General features: G+C 45.1%; 6 protein-coding genes and 1 pseudogene. 5 read left to right on the forward strand and 2 right to left on the reverse strand.

Translation table 11 applies throughout. The annotated features are described in order from the left end of the window. The 5 genes and pseudogenes from VK541_RS25390 to VK541_RS25410 all read left to right on the forward strand — a co-directional run. A pseudogene (locus VK541_RS25390) lies at positions 1-727 on the forward strand (TonB-dependent receptor); the annotation flags it as partial. A gap of 11 nt (positions 728-738) precedes the next feature. After that, a complete protein-coding gene (locus tag VK541_RS25395) occupies positions 739-2,265 on the forward strand; it encodes a RagB/SusD family nutrient uptake outer membrane protein (RefSeq protein WP_324373456.1) in 1,527 nt (508 codons plus the stop codon). Positions 2,266-2,281: 16 nt separating this feature from the next. After that, positions 2,282-3,346: a glycoside hydrolase family 43 protein gene (locus tag VK541_RS25400; protein WP_324373457.1), complete on the forward strand. Its 1,065-nt coding sequence runs from the start codon at positions 2,282-2,284 to the stop codon at positions 3,344-3,346. Further along, positions 3,343-4,329, forward strand: coding sequence for a glycoside hydrolase family 43 protein (locus VK541_RS25405; RefSeq protein WP_324373458.1), 987 nt, complete (start codon positions 3,343-3,345; stop codon positions 4,327-4,329). Before VK541_RS25400 ends, VK541_RS25405 begins: the two co-directional genes overlap by 4 nt. Positions 4,330-4,349: 20 nt before the next feature. Continuing rightward, entirely contained in the window at positions 4,350-5,453 is a 1,104-nt protein-coding gene (locus tag VK541_RS25410; RefSeq protein WP_324373459.1) for a glycoside hydrolase family 2 TIM barrel-domain containing protein, read from the forward strand. Between the two features lie 120 nt (positions 5,454-5,573). Here VK541_RS25410 and VK541_RS25415 read toward each other — a convergent pair whose 3' ends face one another. Together VK541_RS25415 and VK541_RS25420 are read right to left on the reverse strand one after the other, a co-directional pair. Continuing rightward, a complete protein-coding gene (locus VK541_RS25415) occupies positions 5,574-8,153 on the reverse strand; it encodes a TonB-dependent receptor (RefSeq protein ID WP_324373460.1) in 2,580 nt (859 codons plus the stop codon). A gap of 442 nt (positions 8,154-8,595) precedes the next feature. Next, the coding region (locus VK541_RS25420) for a family 16 glycoside hydrolase (protein WP_324373461.1) at positions 8,596-11,756 on the reverse strand (3,161 nt) is incomplete at its 5' end.

The raw sequence follows: 11,756 nt of genomic DNA on the forward strand, positions 1-11,756 counted from the left end.
CAAGAAAAACCTGTATATCGGCAATACGGTTACTGCTTTAAATGAGCCAATTGGAATGTGGTATGTATTACAGACCGATGGTTTATTCCAAAACCAGGCAGAAATAGACAATTATAAAAATGCCGCAGGTAAAGTGATACAGGGGGGATCGAAACCAGGAGACATCAGGTTTAAGGACAATAACGGGGACGGGCAGATCACCAATGACGATAAAACGGTTGTGGGCAGCCCATGGCCGAAATTTGAAATGGGACTTAACCTTAATGCTTCCTATCATGGTTTTGAATTGTCTATGGATTGGTTCGCATCTATTGGCTCAACGGTGTTCAATGGTCCGCGTAGCGTAATAGAGCGGTTTGACGACAACTCCAATTATCCTGCAGGTATACAGCCCTGGACACCGGAAAACCCCAACACCAAAACACCGAGGGCATTTTATGGATCAACCCTAAACTCCAGAGGCGATACCGACCGGTGGCTGGAAAGCGGAAGCTTTGCACGGATGAAATACATAGGCTTATCTTATAACCTGCCGGCCCTGCTGGCAAAAAAAGTTGGCTTCTCAAATGCGCAAATCACTGTTTCAGCCCAAAACCTGATCACCATAACTAAATATACCGGGCTTGATCCTGAATTCAGTAACATCAGCATATATGAGAAAGGTTATGATTTCGGTGCTTTCCCGAATGTGAGAACTGTATCCCTTGGTTTAAATTTTGGATTTTAGAAAAAGACATTATGAAAAATATTTTAAAGATGACGTTGTTGCTGTTTTTATGCATCAATATATCCTGTAAAAAAGACTTGCTGGATCAGCAAACTCCAAACACGCTTCCGACTGACGAGTTCTGGAAAACCGAAGACGACGCGCAGAAAGGCGTAAATGCAATCTATCACATGTTTTACCAGACAGGAGGTTTCTCCAGATGGATGAACTTCAGACTGGACCTTACTTCTGATGAAGGGTTTAGTAACAGCCCCTGGGTTGAGCTGGCAGACTGGACACGTTTTCAATACATCAACTATAACTTTTGGGAGGGCAACGTGAATACTTTCCGTGACATTTACAAGGCGGTATTCAGGTGTAACCAGGTGATCAACTACGTGCCTGATATCCCTTTTGCCGATGCAGCCAAAAAGGACCAGATTATTGCTCAGGCTAAATTTTTGAGGGCCTTCTGGTATTACTATGCGGTTGTGCTGTATGACAATGTGGCGATTGTAGAAAAGCCTTTAACACCTGAAGACTATCCCGCGTTATCCACACCTGAACAAACCTGGGCATTTATTGTAAAGGATTTAACAGAAGCTTCGGCGATATTGCCGCCGCAATATACCGGAGTGGAGATTGGACGTCCTACAAAAGGCGCAGCACAGGCGCTGCTTGCTAAGGCATACATGCAGCAACGGAAATGGAACGATGCAAAAACTGCGTTGGATTACCTGGTTACCGGAGCGGGAAAATCAAACTACGACCTGGTAGATTTTAAAGAAAACTTTCGCGCTACCCAGGAAAACAATAAAGAATCTGTTTTTGAAATCCAGTATTCTGATGCGAATAAAACAGGAGAAGGCGATGGTCCGGGCTCTGCGATGGGCAGTAACCGTGCGCAATTTTTCGCACCACGGAGCATAGGATGGTCTGACGGTCAGGCAAGATACTGGCTGGTTAATGAATTTAAAAAGGAAAAAACAGTTGGTGGTGCAATTGATCCAAGGTTACGTTACAGCTTATTTTATCCTGCTTTAGAAGCTGATTTTGGAGACAAAATTTACGGCAGAAGCTGGCAGTGGAATGCTGATGAGGCCTGGTTTAAAAAAGGATCACGTGACTACTATCGTGACAACGAGGATTATTTTAACCAGGTTAATTTCAGGGTTATCCGTTATGCTGACGTGCTTTTAATGTACGCTGAGACTTTAAATGAGTTAAATCAAACTGCCGATGCTTACCAATATGTGAATAGGGTTAGGCAAAGGTCTAACCTGGCGCCATTGGCTACTGCTTATCCAGGTATTGGAACCAACAAAACGCTTTTCGCAGAACGTTTGAAGATGGAGAGGGCACTTGAACTCTGTGGAGAGGGCGTACGCTGGCCAGACTTAAAACGCTGGGGCGATCTGGATACCCAGGCTGGCGTGGATAAAGTTACTTTACGCGATCCCGACTTCAGAAACTTTGTAGTGGGAAAACATATCCGTTTACCATTACCGCAAGCTGAAGTTGAAAACAACACCAATATCAAGCAAAATGATTTTTACTAATATTTAATAAGCCGCTATGCTGATCAGAACAGTAACATTTATCCTTTTATTACAAGCCGCTGCCGGTTGCAGCAAGAGCCAGAAGAAAGCCGATCCAAATGACGACAAACCCGCTCCTGTTGTAACCACATTTAAAAACCCGCTGCTCAGCAGCGGGCCTGATCCATGGGTGATCCAAAAGGATGGGTTTTACTACTACATGAACACCCAGGGCAACAGGATTTCGATTTATAAAACGAAGACCCTGTCGCAGCTGGACAGGGCAGAGATTAAAGTCGTCTACAATGCGCCAGCTTCCGGAGCGGATTCTAAAAACATTTGGGCGCCTGAACTGCATTTTTTAAACAGCAAATGGTATATTTATTACACTGCCGGGTCGTCAGGCGATCTGTCGACCCAGCGTATGTTTGTCCTCGAAAACAGTGATGCTGATCCTACGAAAGGAACATGGGTGGTAAAGGGACAGATTAAAGACAATGCGGCCGATTTTTTTGCAATTGACGCTACCGTATTTTCTAAGGACAGCAAAAATTATATCATCTGGAGCGGGCATATTTCGGCGACTGACAATACGCAGCGCCTTTATATCTCTACACTTGCGGATGAGCCCTGGAAAATGGCAAGCCCGAGAGCGCAGATATCTGTTCCCCAGTATGACTGGGAGAAGATAGGAACACCAGATGTTAATGAAGGACCGGAAATACTGATGAACAAAAAAGGAAATGTTTTTTTAATCTTTTCAGCTAGTGGCTGCTGGACCGACGACTATTCGCTTGGGATGGTAAGTTTAAAGGAGAATGGCGATCCGATGAAGCCTGCAGACTGGACTAAATCTGCTCAGCCTGTCTTTACCAAGAAGCCGGAAAATGGGGCCTACGGGCCTGGCCATAATGGCTTTTTCAAGTCGCCTGACGGCACAGAAGACTGGATCATTTACCATGCAAATCCCCGCGCTGGCCTTGCATGCAGTAATGACCGGAGTCCGAGAATGCAAAAGTTTAGCTGGAATACCGACGGGACTCCAAATTTTGGCGAACCCGTTATGATAGATGCTGTCCTACTTAAACCCTCAGGTGAATGAAAATTTTAGCACACTTATACGTCGCCAGCACTGTTTGTCTGGCGCTATTATCCGGTAATTTTGAACCCGGTCCCATTGCCCTTGCTGATCCCACGATATTTCTGGACAATGGGACTTATTATTTATATGGGACAAGCAGTGACAGGGGATTTGAAGTTTACCAGTCAGCAGACCTGAAGAACTGGAAGGGCCCCGTTGGCAAGAACAACGGTTTTGCTTTGTCGAAAGGAGAGTCTTTCGGCACTAAAGGTTTCTGGGCGCCACAGGTTTTTAAACATAACAATGCTTACTACATGGCTTATACCGCCGACGAACAAATTGCGATCGCAAAGAGTGACAGTCCTCTGGGGCCATTTAAGCAGAAACAGCTGAAAGCGCTGTCGGGGATTGGGAAGCAGATTGATCCTTTTGTTTTTTTTGACCCTAATGGTAAAATATATCTGTATCATGTAAAACTGAAAGAAGGCAACAGGATCTATGTTTCAGAAATGAAATCTGACCTGTCTGATGTCATTCAGGAAACCGCCACGGAATGTATCAATGGGACTCTGGCATGGGAGAATACCGAAAAAACAGAATGGCCAGTTACAGAAGGACCCACTGTGATCAAACATGATGGGCTTTACTACCTGATCTACTCTGCCAATGATTTTCGCAGTAAGGATTATGCGGTCGGCTATGCAACAGCCCGGTCACCGGTGGGACCCTGGAAGAAATACAGTGGCGGCCCCATCATCAGCAGGGAAAAGTTAAAGTACAATGGCACAGGGCATGGGGATCTGTTTAAAGATAAGTCGGGGAATTACCGATATGTGATGCACACACACTATTCTTCGTCAAAAGTGTCGCCGAGATCGACAGGACTGATTGATGTAAAATTTATAAAAAAAGATAAGGAAGAAGAAGTTTTAACAGCTGATGAAACAAGTTTTAAACTCTTATATCCAGTATCTTCAGAAGAAAACACCAATAATAAATTATAATTACAAAAAGAACAATTGAGATGAGAAACCTAAAAATCTATTACCTGGCATTGTTCCTGTTTGGTCTCGCCTTACAGGCATGTGTGCAAAAACCGGATGGGCAAACCACCGCCGAAGATCAAAAACCACGCGATATATGGACAGTTGAACAAGCCAATAAATGGTATGAACAATGGGGCTGGCTTCGGGGCAGTGATTTTATCCCGAGCACAGCCATCAACCAGCTCGAAATGTGGCAGAAGGAAACTTTTGATCCAGCGACAATTGACAGGGAACTGGGCTACGCAGAAGGTATAGGCATGAATTCTATGCGGGTGTACCTGCATCATGCCGCCTGGCAGCAGGACAAAGAGGGCTTTAAAGACAGAATGAAGGAATATCTGGGCATCGCCGACAAACACCACATTTCAACCTTATTCGTATTATTTGATGATTGCTGGAACCCAACCTATAAAACAGGGAAACAGCCGGAGCCAAAAACAGGCATTCACAATTCCGGCTGGATCAGGGATCCGGGAGACCTGTATCATCAGGACTCTACGCTTGTTGATACCCTTGAGGCCTACACAAAAGATGTGCTGACCACTTTCAAGGATGATAAACGCATCGTCCTTTGGGACCTCTACAATGAGCCTGGAAATTCAGACTATGGAAACAAAAGTATGGATCTGCTCAAAAGAGTATTTGAATGGGGCAGAACGGTAAACCCTAGTCAGCCGCTTTCTGTTGGAGTTTGGAAACTTGCCCTGAAGGAACTTTCAGATTATCAGATCCAGAATTCTGATGTAACCACCTACCACAACTATGGCGATGTAAAAGATCACGAAAAGTGGATTGATACCTTAAGGAGCGTGTCCAAACGCCCGCTGATCTGTACCGAATATATGGCCAGAACTAGAGGCAGTCTGTTCAGCAATATTATGCCAATTCTGAAAAAAGAAAATATCGGTGCCTACAACTGGGGATTGGTTGCAGGAAAAACCAATACGATCTATGCCTGGAATAACCCTATGCCTAATGGGGGAGAACCTAAGCCCTGGTTCCATGATATTTTCAGAAAGGACGGAACACCGTACAGACAGGTTGAAGTAGATTCGATCAAAATGCTCACAGGAAAAAAATAGTCGAGAGGCACTTCGCAAAAATAAAAAACAAAAAACCCCTGCAAGTCATATGATTTGCAGGGGTTTTTGTTGGTTTGAAGCCAAAATATTTAAATCATGGCTTAACTACCTCAAAAGCGCTTAGTAAGTAAAGCGCAGCGTAGCTCCAAAAGTTCTTGGGTCACCAAGTACACCGGCATACAAACCTGAGTTACCGGCTGCAGCCTGCAACTGTTCGAAATAATTGGTATTTCCAATATTCCTGCTCCATCCGAAAATAGAGATCCTGTCTGATTTGAATCCGAATCTGGCGTTCAATAATGTATAACCCTCAACATTTAACACTTTTGAAGGCGTTGGATTTGAAGAGTACTCCGAACGGTAACTTATGTCACCAGCAATAAAGAACCTGCCATCTCTTGTGCCCACTTTACCAGGAGTACTAACCTCTGCACCACCAGAAGTGTTCCATTTCGAGATACCCGGCAATCTGCCTCCTGAAGCATCCTTAAATGCCACCTGTGTAGCTACGTTATTTACAAGTTCAGTATGACCGGTCTCTTCCAGTGGAAGCGGTGCATTAGTGAATTTGTCATATTTGCCATCAAGATAAGCTACTGCGGCGTTTAAACTCAGGAATCTTCCCAGCTGATAGGTTCCATCAATTTCCAGCCCTTTTACGATCACTTTTTCAGCATTGGCAAGATAGCCCCTGTTTACACCCAGTTGTGGAGACTGTACATTGGTTTGGTAATCTTTGATGTCAGTCTGAAAAGCAGTGATGTTTAAAATGGCACCTTTCACCGGTTTAGTTTTGGCACCTATCTCATAATGCTGGACATATTCCGGTTTTACAACAGCAACAGTTAGATCTGCTTCTCCTGTTGCAGTAGTAGGCAAGCCACCTACATTCACACCAACCGGTTTGTAAGCAGTAGAGAAAGTTCCATAAACATTTACCTTGGTTGTAGGACGGTAAGACAGTGTGATGTTACCTGATAAATTCTCGTTGTCAGTACTGGTATTGAATTTTTGATTGGCATAAACAGCAGCCTTCAGTGCCAGCAAAGCAGCATCAGACGTTTGAAGTCCTCCATAAGTAGTCCTGTCATAATCCACATCTTTTTTATCATAAGTGAACCTCAGACCAGGTAAAACGTGCAGGTGCTCGATAAATTCCCAGTCAGCCTGTGCAAAAATCGCGGCACTTATTGATTTGATGGTAGAGTTGGTTGTGATACCATAACCATCTAATAAACCTGGTTCTGAGTACCGGGCCTGAGCACCTGTTGCGGCAGTTTGTACAAACCTCCATTGATCTTTACCAACTTCTTCAGTCTGAGACAAGCCTTTTAAGTTTTGTGCAAGGACAAATACACCAATTACACCACTTACTTTCTCGGTAAGGTTACCAGCATACCTGACCTCCTGAGAATATTGGTCATGACGGGAGTTACCCTGCGATTTAGTCAGCGCAGAAAATTCTGTGAAATCCCTGTCATTGGTTGGATCCCAGTTCCAGAATCTCCATGCGGTAGTAGAGGTTAATGTTCCATTGCCAATTTTGTAATCTATGTTTGCAGATACTCCACCGATAGATTGGTTTTGTTTCCAGGGCGTGTTGGTATAGATCTCTCTTGAAAAAGGATCTACTTTAGGTTGCTGGTAGCCCAGATCAGTAATGATTTTAGCGTACTGACGATAAGCGCTTCTCTCTGTCGCAGTGATACCTGCAACTACAAGCGGATAACCGGCAGGATGCTGGAAGCTCACGTCACTGCTTAACAATACCTGCAATTTCTCCGAAGGGGTATAATACAACTGACCTTTTAAACCAAGGTTGTTTTGACCGCTGTATTTACGTTCTTCCTCTACGTTGTAGATCGTACCATCTCTTTGCGTGCCCGATAGAAACAATTTTGCAGCAAGATTTTTTGCGACGGCCCCGGAAACCGAAGCTTTGGCCTGTATAAAATTATAATTGCCGACACTAAATTCTGCCTTTGCTACAGGTGTCAGGGTCGGTTTTGTTGTGGTGATGTTAAATGCACCTGCTGTCGTATTTTTACCAAACAGGGTTCCCTGAGGACCGCGCAAAACTTCTATCCGCTCGATATCAAGAAAATCTGTAGAAGTAGCCGCCGGACGGGCCTGGTAAACACCATCTACATAAAAGCCAACTCCCGGATCAATACCATCGTTGGTCAAACCAAATGTTGACCCAAGACCCCTGATGTTGAGCGTGGTGTTACGTGCATTTGACGCATACAGCTGCACAGAAGGAACCAGCTCTTTTAAACGGTTGACGTTAAAAGCACCAGCGTTTTCTGCGGCCTGACCGCCGATTACCGTGATCGCAATTGGCACATCCTGTAAAACCTCTGAACGTCTTCTCGACGTTACAACGATCTCATCAAGATCGGCGTTTTCAACCAGGGAAAATTCTAAAGGAGTGTCCTGAAATTTTAAAACCTGGAAATCCTGCGGTTTATAGCCAACTGAACTGACCTGAAGATAAAATGGCGGTTCTTGTTTTGTACTGATGCTAAACGCACCTTTGTCATCTGCACTTACAGAAATTTTTGTGCCTCTGATCAATATAGTTGCATTGGGTACAGGAACACCGTTAGCTCCTTTAATGACACCCGTTACCGTGCTCTGGGCGAAAGCAAAGCTTGCCGAAAGCAAAAGTGAAAAGAGGATAAGTAAACTTTTTTTCATGATTTTAAAACTTGATTATTTGTTGTTTATGCGCAGTTGTCTTGTTTTATGCGCGTTAATTTGATTGTTTAGAAGGACTGGCTTAGCGAAAAAAACGCAATAGCCACCCTTTCGGATGTTTTTGACATCCTTTGTTTATACTCAATATGATAGGGGATTGCGGGTAATTTACTGCCGGACAGCAGTTAAAAAGGCTGCATCAACAACAACAATAGTCTGACAGAACGACCATTTCTTCGTGAGATGCTTTTGTCTTGATTTTAATAAAATATAGATCTGTTTTCATTTTGTTCAGGTTGTCAACAGTTGTTTGTTGATGCAAATATACTATTATTTTCAATAATAAAAATAAAATCTATAGAAATAGTAGTTTATTGTTTATTTAACCTAAAAAGCCTTGCAAATTTAATCGCAAGGCTTGGAGGTAATGATTGAAATCCTGTTACCTGATGAATTTCAGTATCGTATACGAATGTGCGGGAAAGTCGTAGTCAGGAGCGTTGCCACTGAGTATAGTTTTTGATGCAATACTTTTATGCTTCTCAGGTTCCGCCGGTGTGTTCCTGGAGTTCAGTTCGCCGGAAATTACAAAGACCTCCGTTTCTGCTTTTCTCCCTTCAAATCCGATAAGTTCAATATTGGTGTGTAACGCATCGCTGCCGGTGTTCACCACATGCAGCATCAGCGTCTTGCCATCTTCACTGCGTGTCGCCGTTACATCCAGCGGCCCGTCAACGTCAGTTTGCACGCGCAGAGGCAAATGGTTTTCTGCCTGCATTTTTTGCGAATAAAACGGGGGCATACCCCATACCCGGTCAGCTGTAAAAAAGATTTGCCCCTGATCCCAGTCGTTGTCATTTTGCAGGTAAGGCTGCAGTGCATTGGCCGGGCTTGAAGTAAGCACCGATTCACTATGTCTTCTGATGGCGTTGAGGTTAGTGGCATGTCCGAGCGCCCGCTGGATGCCGTGCTTGCTGCCGTTCTCTTCAAAAACAGCAATCTTCATTTGGGTCTGCGGATCCCATTGCTTCAGCTGTCTGAGCATTTCGGTCAGTTGCTTATCGGTATCCAGTCCAGCCTTCGGATCGTCGCCGCCTACATGCAAATCCCAGTAATCGGCTTTGCCATTGAGCTCCCGGAAAACATATTCCATATTTGAAGAGCCCTGACGCCACCAGGCGGCATGCACAAATTTCAAACTGCCGTCTTTCTGCTTCATCGCATTATACAATAGATTGAAACGCGCTACATATTCTTCATAAGCTTTTTTGCTGTCGCCGTTGAAGATGACCTCTTCATTGCCAATCTCAATGTATTTCACACCATAAGGCTTGGAGTACCCATTTGCAGCACGTTTGGCACCCCAGGGGGTAGACACATCACCATTCAGGTATTCCACCATATCGGCCATGTCTTCGGGCGTTTCGTAAATGTTGATGGCAAAGCAAGGGGTGATACCGGTTGCTTCACAATATTTCAGGAATTCTTCGATACCGAAACCATTGCTGGTGTAATGGTTCCAGTGCCCTCGATAGGACGGGCGCTTGTCGGGATCCCCGATCATGTTCTTGAACTTGTATTCAGGAGAATTGACCATAGTGCCGGCATAGCGCAGAAAGGTTAGGCCCTGGGCCACCAGCATATTGCCAATGTCTGCCCTTATCGGCAGGCCTTTGAACTGGTCGGCACCGGTACCCATCAATACCACCTGGTCCACCCAGAGTTTGCCTTTTGAACTGATAGATATGGCCAGCCGCGCATGAGGATCACCGGAATTTGCAGTGAGTGTAAAAGGAAATTTCTTCCAGGACGCATTAGTTCCGGCGAGTTGTTTTACCGCATAGGTCTTGCTGCCGTCTGCACTTTCTAATGCTATGCTTACAGGACCTGTAAGTTGTTCTGACTTTAAGTATACCCTGCCTTGCAGCACCTGGTTCTTGCGCACCGCTATGCCCCAGCGGTTCAGACCGCGGTTAGCGATGCCAGCTTTGCCAGAGCTGCTGAGTATTATTGCCTGCGAGTTTTTACTATTATAGGCCATATTCTTGTCCAGCTCAAAGCTCGCCTTCGCGGAAGCAGAACGGATGATGTCCCAGTTGTAGCTCAGCTGCTCGTTCGCGGCATTGACCAGCCGAAGCGCTTCTGTCTTTCCGTTTTCCTGTATAGTGACGTTCCTGAATTCCACTGCAGACCTCCAGGTACGCAGACCTATCTTTCCTTTGAGCAGGGGACTGAGCTCATCGGTAAAGGAAAGTGCCTGCTGACCGTTAAGGTATACTTCTATTTTTGCTCCTTTGAGCACTACTTTTACTTTATTCCAGGCTTTGGGGTCGAAGCTTACCGGCGCATCTTTTAATGTTACGAAATTTTGCAGGTGCTTGCCTGCCATTATTTTCCTGCCATCCCTGTTCAGGCTGATCTCATAGCCATCAAAAGCGTCATTGCCAACACCTGCGTTTGCAACACGGACCAGCAGGGCAGCACTTTCGCCTTTTCCGGTAAATTTCATTTCTGCTTCAACAATGCCGTTGGCCAGTTCCCTGGGTTCGTAGATCAGTTTGGCGCTTTGATCTGGTTCCACACCAATCGGGTGTGTACCATTCATCACGACATCACTGTTTGTATTTCTTCCGGGCATGATGGCAACTGCACCGTCATTTGCCGTCCAGTAACCGGTATATCTCCGCCATTGGTTGTAATTTACACCTGTCGACGGCTCCTCAAAGCTTTCACCGAATATGCGCTGGTCATAAAAACCACCATAGATTTCGTGATTTACATCTTCAATATTGGAACCGTAGAGGAGCGGGCTGATCTTGTTTTCAACCTTGCTGCCATTTACCTTAATGCGGGAAGTCTGATGGACCGGAAGCCAGACTTTATAACCTTTTGCTTCCCGGTTCCCGACGGCATAATATGGAACAGCTGTAAATGTTTTACCGGATACGGTTTTGCCAGTGACAACATTCACACCATTTAACAAGTCGTTCCGGTATTGCAATTGCAATGCAGCAGTGGTGTCGATCTGCAGCTGTTCAACGTTATTGTTGTCAGCAGCTTCAAGACTATAAACGATAGGTCCGGAAGCTATAGCAACACTATTTCTCAAATCTTTTACCTGAGTATTGGCGCTGACAAAACGCGGTTTCATCGGTAACTGGAGTTCTACCTGGTCGCCTTTTTTCCATTTCCGGCTGATCACGGCGTAGCCGTTGGTCATTACAGATTGCGCGGGACTGCCGTTTACAAGCAGCGTGTAGGATGAACGCAGATCGGAGCGGTAAAGATCGTAAGGATTCTCTTTTCCCCTTGCCCATCCCGGGATACGGAGGCTTAAACTAAAAGCGGATTGTTTTTCAGGATCTATATTTACCGTAACTTTTCCTTCCCATGGGTAATTGGTTTTCTGTGAAATGGCCACTGAGGTTTTGTTGTTCAGACGGATACTGGCGTCGCTGCCGATGAACATATTTACAAACAAACGGTCTCCCGAAGACGCATAGATGTAGTTGGGCAGCTCAGACACCATTTTCAGGAACATCGGCGGACAGCACGGGCAGGAGTGCCATGCCCATCTTGAATGGTCGTGTGCATTGAGCGGAT

The sequence above is a fragment of the Pedobacter sp. genome, from assembly GCF_035317785.1.
In the GTDB taxonomy this organism is placed as follows: Bacteria; Bacteroidota; Bacteroidia; order Sphingobacteriales; family Sphingobacteriaceae; genus Pedobacter.

Coding starts and splice junctions, on each gene's coding strand:
- VK541_RS25395 (WP_324373456.1), top strand. CDS start 739: ATGAAAAATATTTTAAAGATGACGTTGTTGCTGTTTTTATGCATCAAT.
- VK541_RS25400 (WP_324373457.1), top strand. CDS start 2,282: ATGCTGATCAGAACAGTAACATTTATCCTTTTATTACAAGCCGCTGCC.
- VK541_RS25405 (WP_324373458.1), top strand. CDS start 3,343: ATGAAAATTTTAGCACACTTATACGTCGCCAGCACTGTTTGTCTGGCG.
- VK541_RS25410 (WP_324373459.1), top strand. CDS start 4,350: ATGAGAAACCTAAAAATCTATTACCTGGCATTGTTCCTGTTTGGTCTC.
- VK541_RS25415 (WP_324373460.1), bottom strand. CDS start 8,153: ATGAAAAAAAGTTTACTTATCCTCTTTTCACTTTTGCTTTCGGCAAGC.